Here is a 16,591-nt window from a genome sequence, read left to right on the forward strand (position 1 = left end):
TCAGAACCGTCCGAGCCCCTTGCCGATCAGCACGACGCCGATCACCAGGAGCAGCACCGCCATGATGGTGGCGTTGTTGTGGAGCAGCCACGTGCGGAGGGCGTCGAGCGGCCGGGCCATCCGCCCCGAGGCGGCCAGGTAGGCGATGACCGGGACCGCAACGGTGGATGCCGCGATCACGGTGTACACGATCACGGCGACGACGGACTCGGCCGTCGTGTCCGCATCCGACTCGATGGCGACGCCCGCGGCCGCTCCCATCAGGAGGTTCTTCGGGTTGAGGGCGGAGAGCAGGAACCCCAGCCCGAGCGCACGGCCGGCCGTCAGCGTGTCGATGGCCGCCATCCACTTCGGCAGCTCCGGATCGGCGCCGGGCGCGGGCCGGGAGCGCCACTGCCGGACCGCGAGCACGAGCAGCAGCAGGCCGAGGACGATCGTGATCGTTCCCGCGATCGGCTTGGACTGGTCCGCGTCGCCGCGGGGGAGCACCGCGGAGAGGAGGGTGAACACGACGACCGCGACGACGATGCCGACCACCCAGCCGACGAGGAAGCCGACGCTCGTTCCCCGCGCTCTGGGGGAGAGCAGCATGAGGATCGCCGCGATGATGGGGATGGGGCTGATCGCCACACCGAGCGCGAGGGGGATGACGTCGCCGATCACCGGTCCCATGGATCTCCCGCCTTCCCGGCGCGTCGTCGGACGGAGGGTGCCACGCGCCGTTGCTCCACAGTGTGGGGGATGCGGGGTCGCCGCAGCTAGCCGGAAGAAATGCGCCGCTGCGAGGCGACCCGCTGTCGAAACACGCCGCACGCGTTCGTCGCAGGGGTGACACCGCCCGCACCAGGATGGGCGGAACGCAGCAGGGAGAGGATAGGCGCATGCAGTATCTCGTGAACGTCATCGACAGCCGAAGCAATTCGGGCACTGAGGAGGAGGCGGTCGCCATCGACGCCTTCAACGACACGCTGCGCGCCGGCGGCCACTGGGTGTTCGCCGGTGGACTCGCCGATCCGTCCGTCTCGACCGTCATCGACGGCCGCGGCGACGAACCGGTCTTCACCGACGGCCCGTTCGTCGAGGCGAAGGAGTGGGCGGCCGGCTTCTGGCTCATCGAAGCACCCGACCTGGATGTCGCCCTCGCGCTGATGGCGGAGGGCTCGAGGGCCTGCAACCGCCGGCTCGAGGTGCGACCCCTTCTCGTCGTGTGACCACCGCGAACGACGCCCTCACCCAGGCCCACCGCGACGAGTGGGCCCGGGTGGTCGCCACCCTCGCGAAACGGTTCGGCAGCCTCGACCTCGCCGAGGAGTCGGCCGCGGAGGCCTACGCGACCGCCGCCGAGCGGTGGCCGGCGGACGGCATCCCCCCGAATCCCGGCGCCTGGCTCACTACCACCGCCACGCGCAAGGCGATCGATCGCATCCGCCGCGAGAGCACCCGCGACGCCCGTCACAGGGAGGCGCACCTCGTGCACGACACCCGGCCGGAGCCCGTCGGCCCGGTCGACGACGACCGGCTGCGGCTGATCTTCACCTGCTGTCATCCGGCTCTGGCCCCGGAGGCGCGCATCGCGCTCACGCTGCGCATGGTCGGCGGCCTCAGCGTGCCGGAGATCGCCCGCGCGTTCCTCGTCCAGGACACCACGATGGGCGCGCGCATCACCCGGGCCAAGGCGAAGATCGCCGCGGCGAACATCCCGTATCGCCTACCGACGTCGGAGGATCTGCCGCGGCGCGTGGCCGGGGTGCTCACGGTGCTGTTCCTCATCTTCAACGAGGGATACCTCGCCTCCGGACCCGACACCGCCCCCGTGCGGCGGGAGCTCACGCGGGAGGCGATCCGGCTCGCCCGCCTCGTCCACGAGCTGCTGCCCGACGACGGCGAGGCGACCGGGATGCTGGCGCTGATGCTGCTGATCGAGGCGCGCAGCGATGCCTGCGTCTCCTCGGCCGGCGAGCTCGTGCCGCTGGGGGAGCAGGACCGCGCCACATGGGATGCGTCGCTGATCGCCGAGGGCCACGCGCTGGTGCGCGGGCGGCTGGCCTCCGGTCAGCCGCCTGGCCGGTACCAGCTTCTCGCCGCGATCAACGCCGTGCACACCGACGGCGTGGCGCCGGACTGGTCGCAGGTCGTCGCGCTGTACGACCAGCTGGTCGTGCTGGACCCGTCGCCCATCGTCCGGCTGAACCGCGCGGTCGCCGTCGGGGAGAGGGACGGTCCGGCGGCCGGTCTGGCCCTCGTGGACGCGCTCGATCCGCAGCTGTCGGGCTACCACCCGTTCCACGCGGCGCGGGCGAGCCTGCTCGTGCGGCTGGGACGGGAGGTGGATGCGCGCGCCGCGTACGAAGCCGCACGGGCGCTCACCGAGAACTCGGCCGAGCGCGCCTACCTGACCCGCCAGCTGGCCCGGCTCTCGACCTGACCTCCACGGCGCCCGAATCTCCATCCGCACCCCGGTACCATGGCGCGACATCCGCATCCCACCGATCGACCTCCCGAGGAGACGTCCCCATGCCCATCGCCCTGGACAACGTCGGCATCGCCGTGGACGACATCGAAGCGGCGATCGCCTTCTTCACCGACCTCGGCCTCACCGTGCTCGGCCGCGACACGGTCAGCGGGGAGTGGGCGGACACGGCCGTCGGCCTCGACGGCAACCACGCCAAGATCGCGGTTCTGCAGACCCCGGACGGCCACGGCCGTCTGGAGTTCTTCGAGTACCTGCACCCGGATGCGATCGCGACCCGTCCGACGCTCCCGAACGAGATCGGGATGCACCGCGTCGCGTTCTCCGTCGACGACATCGACGAGTCCCTGGCGATCGCCGCGCGGCACGGCTACCACCCGCTCCGCGGCGTCGCCACGTACGAGGACATCTACAAGCTCACCTACCTGCGCGGCCCGAGCGGCATCCTGCTGATGCTCGCGCAGAAGCTGACGCCCGCCGGCGACTGAGCAGTACGGCGATCCGCCGACTCGCCGGGCGCTAGGTCCCCTGGCGGAGTCGAGCGGTCGGCACCTCGGGAATTCCGGCGCTCACCGCCGTCAGCACGACGGTCACCCGCCGACCGGTCTCGTGCGCGGCAATAAAGCCGAGGCGCGCCGCGAGGGCGGCGGACGTCTCGTTCGTGCGGTCGATCACAGCCGTCACGATCGCGGCTCGCAGCTCGCGGAAGGCGAGCCCGAGCATCGCCCTCGCCGCCTCCGTGGCGTAGCCGTGGCCACACGCGCTGGTCAGCTGCAGCCAGCCGATCTCCGCCGTCCGCGTCTCCGCCGCGGTCGTCCGCAGATGCAGGGAGACGTCGCCGATGACGTGGCCATCGCGTTCGACCGCGAGCACGAGGAGGTCGCCGGGCACCGAGAGCGACACATGGCGAGTGCGATCCCGGAGGTGCCGGAGCGCTTCCCTTTCCGTGCGGAGCGGCCAGCCGAGTCCGCACCGGATCCTCGCGTCCGCCTCGATCCGCATCCAGTCGGCGGCGTCCGTCAGCCGATACGGGCGGAGCAGCAGGCGCGGTGTCCGCAGCTCGCGCGCGACGACCGGCGCACGGAGGACTGGAGGCTCGCGCAGCGCGCGGAGGGACGCCAGCAGCCGTCCACCCGACGGATCGTGCGACAGGGCGATCATCGGCCGCCTCCTCTCGGATGCGACGCTACGGCGCGAGTCGATGACGCGGCTGCGAGACCCCGGTCCTCGCCTGAGAGCGCCACCAGTCGTTCATAGCGCGGACGCAGGCGCGACGGCTTCCTCTAGTATTCGAGGGTGTCCGATCTGACGGCCCGCTTCCCGCCCGACTCGGCGGTGCGCGCTGTCCGATTCCCCACTACCGCTCGCGCGATCCGGTCTCTCGGCGGAGTTCGCCTCCCGATCGAATACGCCGTGGTCGTGGATGCGGGACGCGTCGGTTTCGTCGGACGCGGGGGAGAGGTGTTCTGGGACCTGCCGGCATCTGCCGTCCACGCCGTGTCCGTCGGCGAGACCCGGTCGTCCCCGCCATATCCGCAGGTCAGTCTGGCCATCATCCTGGAGGTGCGAGTCGACACCGGCACCACCGACCTCCCGATCGTTCCGGTCTCAGACGACGGCAAGCGCTCGCTGACCTGGCGCGACGAGGAGGTGCGGGCGCTGGCACGGCGACTTGTCCAGGCCCTCGGAACGGACGTCTGATGTCGAACTTTCCCGCACGCGCACGCCGTGGAGCGCGGCACCCGGCGGAGGTCGCGCCTACTGCAGCGCGGAGGTGAGCCGGGCGACCCCGTCCAGGAAGGTGGCCGACCTCGGCTCCCGCTTCCACTCCTCGAGCGTCAGCTGCCTGCCGGCGTCGCGGGAGCCCTGCTCGACAGCCCGCATCTGCTCGACGAACGACCGGCCGTGCACGAGCAGCGTCACCTCCGAGTTCAGCGCGAACGAACGGATGTCCATGTTGCTCGATCCGATCACGGCGACGTCGTCGTCGATCGAGAGGTGCTTCGAGTGCAGGATGTACGGCGCCGGGTACAGCCAGATCTGCACACCCGCGCGCAGCAGCGGCTCGTAGTACGACCGTTGTGCGTGCCACACAGCGCCCTGGTCGCCGACCTCGGAGACGAAGAGCTGCACCTCAAGCCCCCGCTGGCACGCCGTCGTGATGGCATACATCATCGCCTCGTCGGGCACGAAGTAGGGGCTCGTGATGATGACCTTCCGCTGTGCCGACGTGACCAGCGTCAGGAACTGGCGCAGGTTGTTCTCCTCGCCGTATCCCGGTCCGCTCGGGACCACCTGGCAGACGAGCGCGTCGGGGGAGGGGTCGGCAGGCACATCCACGGCCCTCACCTGCGCATCCGCGCCGAGCAGCTCGCCGGTCTCGAGGTACCAGTCGGAGAGGAACACGGCGTTCGTCTCGGCGACGACCGGCCCGGTGATCCGTGTCATCAGCTCCTGCCACTGCAGGCCGCGCTTCAGGTTCTTGGGGGTGTTGTAGCTGCGGTCGATGAGGTTCTGCGACCCCATGTGGGCGACGAGGCCGTCGACGACCACGAGCTTGCGGTGGTTGCGCAGATCGGGCCGCTGGTATTCGCCGGAGAACGGGCGGACCGGGAGCATCCAGCTCCACGTCACGCCGATGCGGTCGAGCTCGGCGAAGGTCTTGTCGCTGTCGACCGCCCGGCGGGAGGCCACGTAGTCGGCGAGGAGACGCACGGTCACCCCGCGCTGCACCGCGCGTTCCATCGCCGCAAAGAACGGCCTCGTCGTCGCATCCCACGACACGATGAAGAACTCGACGTGGACGAAATGTGCGGCCCTCTCGATATCCGCGGTCATCGCGTCGATCGACGCGCGGTAGTCGCCGATCAGCGTCGCCGCGTTGCCGCCCACCGCCGGAAGGGCGCCGAGCGCGCGGTTCTGCCGCACGAGCGACGCGAACCAGTCCGGCCAGGAGCCGCGCCCGTCGACGAGCTCGATGCCCTGCGCGCGGTCCGTGATGATGCGGTTCAGCTCATCCTGCTTCTCTCGCCGCTTCTTCGGCAGACGAGGATTGCCGATGAGCAGGAACAGCAGGATGCCGATGAACGGGATGAGGAAGATCGCCAGCAGCCACGCCATCGCAGCCGTCGGCTTCCGGTCGCGCGGCACGATGATGAGGGCCGCGATGCGGATGGCGAGGTCGGCGAGGATCAGGATGCCGCCGAGCAACGAGAGCTGATCACCGTTCATTCGGCCGCCTTCCTGATCCGGGCCGGCACGGCGGCCGGCCGGATGGTCGTCCGAAGTATCGCAGCGGGGGAGCGGGGCGGGAAGTCAGTGGTCGGACGGATCCAGGATGACGAGTTCGCCGGTCGTCCGCGTCATGGCCACGTAGCGGTCGACCGCCGACTCGATGTCCGTCGCGCGATCGCGCGGGATGCCGCGATGACGTTGACCGGATTCCACGAGGAGCACGAGGTCGAATTCGAGCCCCTTCGCCTCGACGGCGCTGAGCGATCGGACGCGCGGCGTCCCCGCGTAGGCGTCGTCGCCGATGACGCAGGCGGTCCCCTCGGCGTGGGCATCGAGCCACTCGCGGAGGATGCGGTCGCGGTCGGTCGCCGGCGCATCCCGCACGGGGATGCCGTTGTCGCGGACCGATGTGGGCACGTTGGCGTCGGGCAGCACGGCGCGGATCACCGGCGCCGCGTGCTCCATGACGGCGACCGGTGTCCGGTAGTTGACGGACAGCGTCGCCACCGTCGCGCCCGGCAGCCCGACCTCGGCGAGGCGCTCGGTCCAGCTCTCCGGGAAACCGTGCCGGGCCTGCGCACGATCGCCGACGACCGTGATGCTGTGCGAAGGAACGCGCCGGGTGACCATCGCCCACTCCGCCGGCGTCAGCTCCTGCGCCTCGTCCACGATGATGTGCGCGAACGGGCCGGCGAGCAGCTCCGTCGATGACGCGGCCGGGCCGTTGTTCGTGTCCAGCGCACTGCGGAGGTCCTGACCGCGCAGCATGGACATCGTCTTGAGGTCGGAGTCGTCGGTCGCGATGAGGTCGTGGATGACATCGTCCATCACCGCACGGTCGGCGGCCGCCCGCGCTGCGTCCGCGCGGCGGCGGCGATCCCGTTCGGGATCGCCCGCGCGCTGCAGGGCCGCATCGAGCAGCGGGAGGTCGGACACCGTCCACGGGTCGGACGGCGATCTCTGGAGCAGTGCGGCCTGGTCGGTGGTCAGCCACGGCGCGCAGCGCAGCAGCAGGGCGGGGGAGCTCCACAGCCTCCGGACGATCGCAGCCGGGTCGAGGAGCGGCCACACCGTGTCGAACACCGCAGGGAGGTCGGTGTCGTCGGTCAGCGCTCGACGGATCGCGTCGGCGTCCCTCCGTCCGCCGGCCTGCCCGTAGGCGTCGAACTCCTCCTCGTCGTCGAACCCCCAGCGCGGGGCGTCGTCTTCCCGGGCGGCGGTTGCCGCGTCGTCCCATCCCGCGTCGCCCCAGCCCGCGTCGCTCCACCGGCCGGCACGCCCAGTGTCGCCCTCGCCGTTCCGGGTCGAGACGATGTCGACGAGGATGTCGAGCAGCGCCTCCCAGATCTCCGCCCGAGCGTCGTTGTGCGGCGCGGCCGGGTCCGCCGCGCCGAGCGCCTCGGCCCACTCCCTCTGACCGATACGGAGCTCGCCCCACGGAGTGTCGAGCACGGTCGGACGCGATGGCGGGCGCTCGGCGAGCCTGATCGCGGCCTCGACGGCCCCGGGCATCCGGCGGTCGCCCTTAAGCAGCCCGACGTGGCGGTCCGGCTCCGGCACGGCTTGTCCGCCCTCCGGCACGAGGTCGGTGAGCGTGCAGGTGCGCACGCCCTCCTCGCCGAGGCCCGGCAGGATGTCGGCGACATAGTCCGTGTAGGCGTGCGACGGACCGACGAACAGCGCGCCCCCGTGCCCGCCCTGCAGCCGCGGCTCGGAGTAGAGGAGGTAGGCGGCGCGGTGCAGCGCGACCACCGTCTTTCCCGTGCCCGGTCCGCCGTCGACCACGAGGACGCCCTGCCCGTCGGCCCGGATGATCGCATCCTGGTCCGCTTGGATGGTGCCCAGCACATCCCGCATCCGGGGCGTGCGACTCGCACCGAGGCTGGCGATGAAGGCGGACTGGTCGTCGAGCGCCGCGGGGGAGGAAGCGGCGGACTCCGTGAACGTCTCATCCCAATAGTCCGTCACACACCGGTCGCTCCAGCGATAGCGGCGCCGGGAGGTCAGCCCCATCGGATGCGCGAGCGTGGCACCGAAGAACGCCTCGGCCGCCGGGGTGCGCCAGTCGACCAGCAGCCGCTCGCCGTCGGCGTCCGCCAAGCCCACGCGACCGATGTAGATCGTTTCCGTGCCGGTCACCACCCGCCCGACGCAGAGGTCGGCCCCGAACCGGCGCAGCAACCGTGACCGCCGGTTCAGCCGGACGATCTCCACCTCGCGCTCGTACGCCTCCTGCCCGTTGCCGCCGGGTGTCGCCAGCAGCTCGGCGAGGCGCCCGCCGACCTCCTCGCGCTCGGCTGCCAGGCGTGCCTCGATCCGGGCGAACCGGCGCACGTCGTCGTCGATCAGCTCGGGTGCGGCCTTGGCCGGATGTGCATCGAGGCAGAAGGGGGTCGGGAGGGCACGGGTCATCGCGATCCAATCGAGGGAAACGGGGGAGGGGAACGTCACCGGGACGACGACGGTGCTCATCGCACCGCGCCTGCCGTCCCGTGGGTATCGGTTGCGAGACTGCATTCTGCCCGGCAGGGGGCCTCTTGCGGCAAGCCCCCTGGCGTGATATATTCTGGAATTGCGAGCTGATATTCCTCGCATTTTTTGTGCCCGATCACGGTACTGTGACGGCATGACACCGTCCGTCACCGTCACTCCGGTCCGCGTCGCCAGCCTTCTGGTGGGGGAGGACGAGCGGCTTCCGGTGTTCGTCCACCTCATCGAGCACCCGGACGGCCGCATCCTGGTCGACACCGGGCTGACCGCCCTGCACCCCGCCGTCGCCGACATGGACCCGCAGCTGGAGCCACTGAGCGACAACTCGGACGTCGATCTCGACAGCATCACCGCGGTCGTCAACACGCACCTGCATTTCGACCACTGCGGCGGCAACCACCTCTTTCCGGGCCGCCCGATCCATGTGCAGCGCACGGAACTCGAGGATGCCCGCACCCAGGACGACTACACGATCCGGGAGTGGGTGGATGCGCCCGGCGTCGAGTACGCGCCGGTCGACGGCGAATGGGAACTGCTGCCCGGCATCCGGCTCGTGCCTGCACCCGGGCACACCCGCGGCTCGCAGATCGTCGCGGTGGAGACAGGGGAGCGCCCGATCGTCATCGCCGGCGACACGGCCGTCTGGTTCGGCGAACTCGACGCCCCGGAGACCGAAGGCCAGCTCCTCATCCGCTCGCTCGACCCGCAGCAGGTGTGGCTCGCCCACACGGCGGAGCCGTGGTCCGCGTGACGCGGTGACCAGGGGAGACGTGCGGCGGCACCTGTCGCCTCGGCTGCTCGTTTCCGATCGTGAGCGAGGTGCGGCGTGTACAGACGCGAGGTTTGCCCTCTTCAACCTGACATAATGTGCATTATCAGCGCATGACCGACGCGAGTTCCTCGGGCGCGGCGACCAGGTCCATGTGCGCAGAACGGTGCGCTCATATGCTCGTCGCGTGCAGAGTTCAGTGGCGAATGCGTACTCGCGTCGGTCAACGGAGTACATCGAGCTGTTCGGCTCGATGGACCCGGTGCATCGCGCCGACCTGAATCGAGTCTCGGCGTGGGCTGACGGGCTGACGGGTCTGGTCATCGACGCGGGCTGTGGGCCCGGGCATTGGACGAACCATCTCGCCGCACGAGGCATCGATGTGCGCGGTGTCGACGTGGTGCCCGAGTTCATCGCTCGGGCTCGCGACAGTTATCCGGGGATGCGGTTCGACATCGAGAGCCTGGAGGAGCTTGACGCTGAGCCATCCTCGGCCGGTGGCGTGCTCTCCTGGTACTCGCTTATCCATTACGAGCCGGAGGACATCCATACGCCACTGCGGGAGTTCGCTCGCGTCCTGCGCCCCGGCGGCGGTCTCCTCATTGGGTTCTTCACATGGCCGACTTTGGAGAGGTTTCCGCACGCCGTGGTCGACGCCTACCGATGGCCTCCGCTGTCGCTCGCCTCCGAACTGGAGTCTGCTGGATTCGAGGTCGTTGAGACCTATGAGCGGACAGAAACCGGCGCCCGTCCCCAAGGCGCGATTGTGGCACGACGTCGGCTGGGCGCGCCGCCTTCCCGCGTCACGCAGAATGCATACCTCTCCCCCACACGCGGCGCGGCTGCTGAGGACGGATGACGACTCCCCCTCAATGATCCGCCTGCTTGCTCAGGCCTGCTCGGCGAAGACCTCAGCCGCGATGCCGTAGCCCTCGAAGGCGCGGGCAACGCCGGCGTAGGCCGCGATCTGGATGAAGACCTCCACGATCTCCTCCTTGGTCGCTCCGCTTTTCAGCGCTATGCGCAGCTGTCCGCGGAGCGGTTCGAGGACGCCGAGGGACGCCGCGATGGTCACTGACACGAGCGCGCGGGTGCGCGTGTCGAGGTGGTCGGTGCGGGGCCAGGCGTCTCCGAACGCCTGGATGGTGGCGATCCGTTTGAAGTCTTCGGCGTTCTCCGGCTCGGAAGCGGCGGTCTCGAGGAAGCGCTCGAGCCGGAAGCCGAGGAGCTTCTCGGCTTCGTTGAGCGCGGCTGCGTAGTCGCGATCGATGGATTCGGACATTGTGATCTCCTTGTGTTGGGGTGAGGGGTTGCAGCTATGCGAGGCGGTCAGGAGACGACGTCGGGGAAGTCTGCCGGGAAGGGTTCGCCGATGTCATGGGGTTAATGAAACACCATTGCGCTATTTAACGCAACCTCGTTGCGCTAAGTAGGCAGGATGAACGACTTCGCCCCGTTCCGTGCGCCCGCTCCACGGAGGAGCCTCGAGCCGGCACGGCAAGGGCGACACCGGGCAATCGCACGAGTGCGCGCGCTGAACGATCCCGCGGAGCCGGAATGGGACAGCGACACGGCGCATCCGTACTCCTGACACCGCCCACACGGCGCGCTAGTGTCAGCAGCGAACGGCCAGGAGAACGGCCGCCTCTCTCGAAGGGATGACGCGATGAGCGCTACAGATCCGACCGACCCGCTGCTGCACGAATTCTCGCTGGACGCCCGGCAGATGACCCGTTCCGCCATCAACGCCATCCGCACGGCGCTCGGCGTCAGCGGCGCCGTTGCGCTGATCCTCGGCATCGTCCTGCTGTTCTGGCCCGAGAAGACGTTGTCGGTGCTGGCGATCTTCCTGGGGATCTACTTCCTGGTCGCGGGCGTGATGCGTCTCGGGATCGGCATCTTCAGCCGCGGGATGCGCGGCGGCTCCCGAGCACTCAACATCATTCTCGGAGTCCTGCTCATCTTCGCGGGAATCGTCGCCCTGAAGAACGTGACCGCCGCGGCCGTCACACTGGTGATCTTCGCCATTGCGTTCATCGGCGTCGGCTGGATCATCGACGGCGTCATGGCGCTGGCCGAAGCCGGCCGGGCCGCGTCGTCCGGATGGGCCATCGCGTTCGGCATCCTCAGCATCATCGCCGGGATCGTCGTGCTGGTGCTGCCGGCGTCGTCCGCGGTGTTCCTGCTGTTCTTCGCGGCCTTCTCGCTGATCGTCCTCGGCGTCATCGGAATCGTGCGGGCGTTCACGTTCGGCCGCGAGGTGCTCAAGGAGACCGACTCCCCTGCCGCCACCCCGCGCGTCGCCTGATCGTATACGATCCAGCGCGCTAGTTTCGGCACGAATGTGCGGAAAAACGCGCCCAGAACGCACATTCGGCACGAATCGCACCCCGGAAACGGGGTGCGATTCGTGCCGACGTGCTCAGCGGTGGTTGCTGCGGCTCGGCAGGTGCTCCGCCCACCAGTCCAGGATGATGTCGAAGCGCTCCCGGCGGTGGCGCGGGCGGCCGCTGCGGCTCAGCTCGTGGTCTTCGCCCGGGAAGACCACGAGCTCCGTCTCCACTCCCCTGCGCTTGAGCGCCGCGTAGTAGCGCTCGGCCTGCCCCAGCGGGCAGCGCAGGTCGTGGGATGAGTGCAGCACGAGCGTCGGCGTCCGCACCTGATCGACCAGGGCCTGCGGGCTCTGCGACCGCATCAGCTCCGGGTCGGTCCCGGTGTACTCGTCACCGAAGAAGCTGCCGATGTCGCTGGTGCCGACGAACGCCTCCGGGTCGAGGAATCCCCGCTCCACGATCGCCGCAGCGAAGCGGTGGTCGTGCGCGATGGTCCACGCCGTCAGGTAGCCGCCGTAGGAGCCGCCCATGATCCCGACGCGCTCGGCGTCGAGGCCGGGCACCTGGGCGATCGCGCCGTCGAGGAAGTCGAGCACGTCCGTCAAGTCGACTGTGCCCATCCGCTGGCGGATCACCCGGCCGTGCTCCTGCCCGTACCCGGCGGAGCCGCGCGGGTTGGACATGACGACCGCGTATCCCGCCGCCGCGTACACCTGCGCCTCGTCGAACAGGGCGTGCGTGTAGGCGGCGAACGGGCCGCCGTGGATGGTGAGGAGCACGGGATGCGGCCCATCGCCCTCCGGGACGAGCACCCAGCCGTGAACGGGGTAGCCATCGCGGCCGGTGATCGTCAGCTCACGCGGCTCGATGACGCCGGCTGAGCGGAGCGGCGCCGAGAAGTCGGTCAGCCGGCGCAGGCCGGCCGCCTCCACCACGGCGACATCTCCCGTGGTCAGAGCGTCGGCGAACGCGACGACGACCGTGTCGCCCGCCGCATCCACACCGCTGACGACAGTGTGATCGTCGGTCAGCCGGCGGCTCTCCCCCGCGGCCGTCACCTCGGTCAGCACCAGGGCCCCGTGGCGGCGGTCGAGGACGAGCACCGCGTCGTCTCCGCTCGGTGCGATGTCGGACTCGGTGAAGTCGACGGACTCCGGGTCGGTCAGACGTCGCGGCGCCGCGCCCGCGTCGTCGATCACGTAGAGGGCGGCGTTCTTGGCGACGAAGTCACGGCCGGTCTGGCCGACATCCTGAGCGGTGAAGAACAGCGCGCCGCCCGGAGCGAAGTGCGCCGTGATCACGCTGTACGAGCCGTGGGAGCCGGTCAGGTCGCGCGCCTCTCCCCCGTCGGCCGGGACGACGAAGACGTTCGACCGCAGGTCGAGGTCGCGGCTGGCGTGCCGTTCCGAGACGAAGGCGATGCTCCGTCCGTCGGGCGAGAACGAGATCGCGCCGTCGTCCCACGGGCCGTCGGTCACCTGACGCGGCTCCGCGACCGCGGGCGCGGGGTCCGTCGAGCCGTCGGGGTTCGGTGCGGGAGACGGGACGGGCGCCGCCCAGACGTCCGGAACCGGCACGGTGAAGACGTGCGCGCGCCGGTCGGTGATGTAGCCGAGGCCGTTCGCCTGATATTTCAGCGTGTCGAAGCGGCGAGCGGGCTCGCCGTTCGGGTCGATGCCGTCGACCGTGCCGTACCGCCCCTGCTCAGGCACCCGGCTCACGAAGGCGATGGTGCTGCCATCGGGCGACCAGGCGAATTCCGAGACGCCGAGCGTGCGGTCGGTGACCGCGACGGGCTCTCCGCCCGCGGCGTCCACGACGTACAGCTGCGCCGGCTTCTTCGGCGCTGCGCGCAGGAACGCCAGCAGGCGCCCGTCCGGCGAGAACCGGGGAGCCGTGTCGCGGAATCCGCGGGTCAGCAGCCGCGGGGCGGCGTGACCGGTGAGCGGGATGCTCCACAGCTGCCCGACGGTGGCGTCGGCCTCCAGCGATGGTCGGGTCACCGACACGACGGCTCGCGTGCCACCGGGGTGGACGGTCGGCGTCGAGACGCCGGTCAGCAGACCGAGGTCGGCGGGCTTCACTCGACGACCGGCGTGAAGCTGGACACGTCGCCGACGAGGCGCGTGTGGTCGGCCGGGATGGGGTCGACGACGGCGGAGGCGACCTCGGCCGCGAACTCGCTGACGTTGTACAGGCGCCCGGCAGCCTCCTTGCGGGCGTCGATGGCGCCCGGGTTGAGGCGGTTGAGAAGGGTCGCCGTGATGGTGCCCTCGATCATGTCACCCGAGACGACGACGAACTCGACGCCCTTCTCGGTGAGCGACGGCAGCAGCTCCCGCAGCGCGTCCTCCCCCGCCCGCTTGCTCAGCGCGACGGCCTCGTACTCGGGCATGGTCGGCGTCGTCCGGATGAAGTGCGCCTGATGGCTGGTGACGAACACGACGCGTGCGCCGTCGCCGAGCAGCGGGAGCGCCGCGGTGAGGGTGTTCACCTGGGCGTCGCGGTTGAGTTGCATCGCGTAGTCCTCGGCCATGCCGGACTCCATGCCGCCCGAGGCGTTGAGCACCAGGATGTCGAGGCCGCCCCAGGCGTCGGCGACGGTCCGGAACATGGCCGCGACGGACTCGGGGTCCGTGAGGTCGGCACCGACCGCGATGGCCGTCCCGCCGCTCTCCACGATCGAGTCGACGAGCTTCAGAGCCCGCGCCTCCTTGTTGCGGTAGTTGATGACGACACTCGCGCCCGCCTCGGCGAGGTACTGCGCGGTGTCCGCGCCGATCCCGCGCGACGAGCCGGTGACGAGGGCGCGCTTGCCCGTCAGCGAACCAGGTGAAAGGGGGTTTGCCACGAAAACTCCTCGGCGTCGATGTCTGCATCCTGAGACTACCAAGCGGGTTGGAATCGGCGTGGGCCGCACCTGATACGGTCGGAGAAAGCAGTGAAAGGGGGACGTCATGGACATCACGTCCTTCGCCTGGATCGTCTGGCTCGTCCTCATCCTGATCTTCGTGATCATCGAGATGCTGACGCTCGACTTCGTCTTCCTGATGATCGCCGTCGGCAGCTTCGGCGGCCTCGTCTCCGGCCTCGCCGGAGCACCCTGGTGGCTACAGCTGATCATCGCGGCGATCCTCTCCGTCGTGCTCATCTTCTTCATCCGTCCACCGCTCCTCCGCGCGCTGAAGCGCGGGGGCGACCCGGCGAAGAGCAACATCGACCGCCTGATCGGGATGGGCGGCGTCGTCGTCTCGACCGTCACCCGCACCACCGGCCTGGTGAAGCTGCAGATCGGCGAGACCTGGACCTCCCGGCTCGCCGGCGCGCCCCTCCCGGGCGATGGCCGGGAGGAGCTCGTCCCCGGGGAGCACGTGGTCGTGGTCTCGATCGAGGGTGCGACCGCCGTCGTCGCCCCCGCACCGGTCTCCGCAGGCAGCGACGGCCTCACCGAGAGGATCACCCCGTGAACGATCCGAGCCAGCTGGTCCTGACCATCGTGGTCAGCGTCATCGTCCTGATCATCGCGATCTTCGTGCTGGTCACGCTGTTCCGTGCGATCCGCATCATCCCGCAGGCGCGGGCCGGCGTGGTCGAGCGGCTCGGCCGGTACCACAAGACGCTGATGCCGGGGCTCAACGTCGTCGTGCCGTTCATCGACAAGGTGCGGCCGTTGATCGACATGCGGGAGCAGGTGGTCTCGTTCCCGCCGCAGCCGGTCATCACCGAGGACAACCTGGTCGTCTCGATCGACACTGTCGTCTACTTCCAGGTGAACGATGCGCGCGCCGCGACCTACGAGATCGCCAACTACCTGGGCGCGGTCGAGCAGCTGACCACCACGACACTGCGTAACGTCGTCGGCGGCCTGAACCTCGAGGAGGCGCTCACCAGCCGAGACAACATCAACGGACAGCTGCGCGTCGTGCTCGACGAGGCCACCGGCAAGTGGGGCATCCGGGTGGCGCGCGTGGAACTCAAGGCGATCGAGCCGCCGCTCTCCATCCAGGACTCCATGGAGAAGCAGATGCGCGCGGAACGTGACCGCCGCGCTGTCATCCTGACGGCCGAGGGCACGAAGCAGTCCGAGATCCTCAACGCGGAGGGTCTGCGGCAGGCCGCGATCCTCAAGGCGGAGGGTGACGCCAAGGCGGCGGTGCTCCGCGCCGAGGGCGAGGCGCAGGCGATCACGACGGTGTTCGGGGCGATCCACCAGGGCAACCCGGACAACCTGCTGCTCGCCTACCAGTACCTCCAGACGCTGCCCAAGCTCGCGGAAGGCCCGGCGAACAAGCTGTGGATCATCCCGAGCGAGCTCACCGAGGCGCTCAAGGGCATCGGCCAGGCCTTCGGGCCCGGTGCCGGGACGCCGCGCCCGGACGCAACTGGAAGCACGGATTCCGCCGGCGCGCCCGGCCCGGCCGCACCGACCGGGCCGGCGGCACCGACCGCGCCGTGACGTTCCTCGACGGGGCCGGGACGCGCATCATCGCGCATCGCGGCCTGGCCCTCGATGCGCCCGAGAACACGCTCCCCGCCTTCCTGCGCGCGCTCTCGGCGGGCGCGACGCACCTCGAGACCGATATCCACGCCTCGGCCGACGGCGAGGCCGTCATCGCGCACGACCCGGACCTCGCCCGGGTCGCCGGGCGGAGCGTCGCGGTCGGCCAGCTGACGATGCGGGAGCTGCGACGCATCGACCTCGGGCACGGGCAGGGCTTCTGCTCGCTCGGCGAGGCGCTCGACGCCTTCCCGCACGCGCGGTTCAACATCGACGTGAAGGATGCGCGCGCCGCCGCGCCGGCCGTCGCCGCGATCCGGGACGCCCGCGCGACGGAGCGCGTGCTGATCACCAGTTTCTCGACCGAGAGGAGGCGGGCCGTCGCCGACGCCCTTCCCGGAGTGGCCTCCTCCCCCGCCGTCCCCGAGTTCGTCCCCGCGCTGGTGGGCGCCCGGCTCGGCATCGCTCCCCTGGTCCGGCGCGCCCTGCACGGCTTCGTCGCCGTCCAGGTCCCCGAGCGTCGCGGACCCGTCCGGATCGTCACCCGGCGCACGGTCGAACGGTTCCATGCCGCCGGAGCCGAGGTGCACGTCTGGACGGTGAACGACCCCGCCGACATGCGACGGCTGCTCGACTTGGGGGTCGACGGCATCGTCACCGACCGCTGCGACCTCCTCAAGACCGTGGTCGCGTCGCGGCGCTGAAACCCGGCGACTCTGAGAGGCCACTGGGAGAAACGCTCCCCTGGAAAGAGAATCCCCAGCTTGACCGTTTATAACAGTGAGGATTCGCGCGCA

Annotated in this window: 17 protein-coding genes; 10 read left to right on the top strand and 7 right to left on the bottom strand. The window is 70.0% G+C overall.

The features are described 5' to 3' along the window. A complete protein-coding gene (locus BJ963_RS05340; RefSeq protein WP_179455120.1) occupies positions 1–672 on the bottom strand; it encodes a GAP family protein in 672 nt (223 codons plus the stop codon). Between the two features lie 209 nt (positions 673–881). Here BJ963_RS05340 and BJ963_RS05345 point away from each other — a divergent pair, with 209 nt between their 5' ends. The 3 genes from BJ963_RS05345 to BJ963_RS05355 all read left to right on the top strand — a co-directional run bounded on the left by BJ963_RS05345 (position 882) and on the right by BJ963_RS05355 (position 2,958). Continuing rightward, a complete protein-coding gene (locus BJ963_RS05345) occupies positions 882–1,211 on the top strand; it encodes a YciI family protein (RefSeq protein WP_089910877.1) in 330 nt (109 codons plus the stop codon). Beyond that, positions 1,208–2,425 (top strand): DUF6596 domain-containing protein, encoded by a 1,218-nt coding sequence (locus tag BJ963_RS05350; RefSeq protein ID WP_179455122.1) that lies wholly within the window; start codon positions 1,208–1,210, stop codon positions 2,423–2,425. Before BJ963_RS05345 ends, BJ963_RS05350 begins: the two co-directional genes overlap by 4 nt. Before the next feature lie 89 nt (positions 2,426–2,514). Continuing rightward, positions 2,515–2,958: a VOC family protein gene (locus tag BJ963_RS05355; RefSeq protein ID WP_089910874.1), complete on the top strand. Its 444-nt coding sequence runs from the start codon at positions 2,515–2,517 to the stop codon at positions 2,956–2,958. 31 nt (positions 2,959–2,989) lie between these two features. Here the strand turns inward: BJ963_RS05355 and BJ963_RS05360 are convergent, their stop codons facing one another. Continuing rightward, positions 2,990–3,631: a GNAT family N-acetyltransferase gene (locus BJ963_RS05360; RefSeq protein WP_179455123.1), complete on the bottom strand. Its 642-nt coding sequence runs from the start codon at positions 3,629–3,631 to the stop codon at positions 2,990–2,992. A gap of 135 nt (positions 3,632–3,766) precedes the next feature. Between BJ963_RS05360 and BJ963_RS05365 the strand changes: the two genes are divergently transcribed. Beyond that, positions 3,767–4,171 (top strand): hypothetical protein, encoded by a 405-nt coding sequence (locus tag BJ963_RS05365; RefSeq protein WP_179455124.1) that lies wholly within the window; start codon positions 3,767–3,769, stop codon positions 4,169–4,171. 57 nt (positions 4,172–4,228) lie between these two features. Here the strand turns inward: BJ963_RS05365 and cls are convergent, their stop codons facing one another. Continuing rightward, a complete protein-coding gene (cls, locus tag BJ963_RS05370) occupies positions 4,229–5,701 on the bottom strand; it encodes a cardiolipin synthase (protein ID WP_179455125.1) in 1,473 nt (490 codons plus the stop codon). 84 nt (positions 5,702–5,785) lie between these two features. Continuing rightward, positions 5,786–8,116 carry a HelD family protein gene (locus BJ963_RS05375; RefSeq protein ID WP_179458037.1) on the bottom strand — a complete coding sequence of 777 codons (2,331 nt, stop codon included), beginning with the start codon at positions 8,114–8,116 and terminating at the stop codon, positions 5,786–5,788. 214 nt (positions 8,117–8,330) lie between these two features. On the opposite strand from BJ963_RS05375, the gene BJ963_RS05380 reads away from it, so the two are divergent. Continuing rightward, positions 8,331–8,945, top strand: a complete 615-nt coding sequence (locus tag BJ963_RS05380) for an N-acyl homoserine lactonase family protein (RefSeq protein ID WP_179455126.1) — start codon at positions 8,331–8,333, stop codon at positions 8,943–8,945. Between the two features lie 205 nt (positions 8,946–9,150). After that, positions 9,151–9,822 carry a class I SAM-dependent methyltransferase gene (locus BJ963_RS05385; protein WP_343037230.1) on the top strand — a complete coding sequence of 224 codons (672 nt, stop codon included), beginning with the start codon at positions 9,151–9,153 and terminating at the stop codon, positions 9,820–9,822. Between the two features lie 30 nt (positions 9,823–9,852). Here BJ963_RS05385 and BJ963_RS05390 read toward each other — a convergent pair whose 3' ends face one another. Then, a complete protein-coding gene (locus BJ963_RS05390; protein WP_179455127.1) occupies positions 9,853–10,245 on the bottom strand; it encodes a carboxymuconolactone decarboxylase family protein in 393 nt (130 codons plus the stop codon). A 384-nt stretch (positions 10,246–10,629) separates the two neighbouring features. Here BJ963_RS05390 and BJ963_RS05395 point away from each other — a divergent pair, with 384 nt between their 5' ends. Then, entirely contained in the window at positions 10,630–11,271 is a 642-nt protein-coding gene (locus BJ963_RS05395; protein ID WP_179455130.1) for an HdeD family acid-resistance protein, read from the top strand. 114 nt (positions 11,272–11,385) lie between these two features. On the opposite strand, the gene BJ963_RS05400 is transcribed toward BJ963_RS05395, so the two are convergent. Next, positions 11,386–13,380: a prolyl oligopeptidase family serine peptidase gene (locus BJ963_RS05400; RefSeq protein ID WP_179455133.1), complete on the bottom strand. Its 1,995-nt coding sequence runs from the start codon at positions 13,378–13,380 to the stop codon at positions 11,386–11,388. After that, positions 13,377–14,147 (bottom strand): SDR family oxidoreductase, encoded by a 771-nt coding sequence (locus BJ963_RS05405; protein WP_089910853.1) that lies wholly within the window; start codon positions 14,145–14,147, stop codon positions 13,377–13,379. The genes BJ963_RS05400 and BJ963_RS05405 overlap by 4 nt, the downstream gene beginning before the upstream one ends. Positions 14,148–14,253: 106 nt before the next feature. On the opposite strand from BJ963_RS05405, the gene BJ963_RS05410 reads away from it, so the two are divergent. Genes BJ963_RS05410 through BJ963_RS05420 form a run of 3 tightly spaced genes read left to right on the top strand, consistent with a single transcriptional unit; the run spans position 14,254 to position 16,498 of the window. Next, positions 14,254–14,763 (top strand): NfeD family protein, encoded by a 510-nt coding sequence (locus tag BJ963_RS05410; protein WP_089910851.1) that lies wholly within the window; start codon positions 14,254–14,256, stop codon positions 14,761–14,763. After that, the gene (locus BJ963_RS05415) at positions 14,760–15,752 is read left to right on the top strand and encodes an SPFH domain-containing protein (protein WP_179455136.1); all 993 of its coding nucleotides are present in this window, start codon (positions 14,760–14,762) and stop codon (positions 15,750–15,752) included. The genes BJ963_RS05410 and BJ963_RS05415 overlap by 4 nt, the downstream gene beginning before the upstream one ends. Continuing rightward, positions 15,749–16,498, top strand: a complete 750-nt coding sequence (locus tag BJ963_RS05420; RefSeq protein ID WP_179455139.1) for a glycerophosphodiester phosphodiesterase family protein — start codon at positions 15,749–15,751, stop codon at positions 16,496–16,498. Before BJ963_RS05415 ends, BJ963_RS05420 begins: the two co-directional genes overlap by 4 nt. The last annotated feature ends 93 nt before the right edge of the window (positions 16,499–16,591 follow it).

Origin of the sequence: Leifsonia soli (assembly GCF_013408745.1) — a bacterium.
Classification (GTDB): domain Bacteria; phylum Actinomycetota; class Actinomycetes; order Actinomycetales; family Microbacteriaceae; genus Leifsonia; species Leifsonia soli.

Bases quoted from the DNA above. Each gene is read 5' to 3' on its own strand.
- BJ963_RS05340 (WP_179455120.1), bottom strand. From the start codon at position 672: ATGGGACCGGTGATCGGCGACGTCATCCCCCTCGCGCTCGGTGTGGCG.
- BJ963_RS05345 (WP_089910877.1), top strand. From the start codon at position 882: ATGCAGTATCTCGTGAACGTCATCGACAGCCGAAGCAATTCGGGCACT.
- BJ963_RS05355 (WP_089910874.1), top strand. From the start codon at position 2,515: ATGCCCATCGCCCTGGACAACGTCGGCATCGCCGTGGACGACATCGAA.
- BJ963_RS05360 (WP_179455123.1), bottom strand. From the start codon at position 3,631: ATGATCGCCCTGTCGCACGATCCGTCGGGTGGACGGCTGCTGGCGTCC.
- cls (WP_179455125.1), bottom strand. From the start codon at position 5,701: ATGAACGGTGATCAGCTCTCGTTGCTCGGCGGCATCCTGATCCTCGCC.
- BJ963_RS05375 (WP_179458037.1), bottom strand. From the start codon at position 8,116: ATGACCCGTGCCCTCCCGACCCCCTTCTGCCTCGATGCACATCCGGCC.
- BJ963_RS05380 (WP_179455126.1), top strand. From the start codon at position 8,331: ATGACACCGTCCGTCACCGTCACTCCGGTCCGCGTCGCCAGCCTTCTG.
- BJ963_RS05390 (WP_179455127.1), bottom strand. From the start codon at position 10,245: ATGTCCGAATCCATCGATCGCGACTACGCAGCCGCGCTCAACGAAGCC.
- BJ963_RS05395 (WP_179455130.1), top strand. From the start codon at position 10,630: ATGAGCGCTACAGATCCGACCGACCCGCTGCTGCACGAATTCTCGCTG.
- BJ963_RS05410 (WP_089910851.1), top strand. From the start codon at position 14,254: ATGGACATCACGTCCTTCGCCTGGATCGTCTGGCTCGTCCTCATCCTG.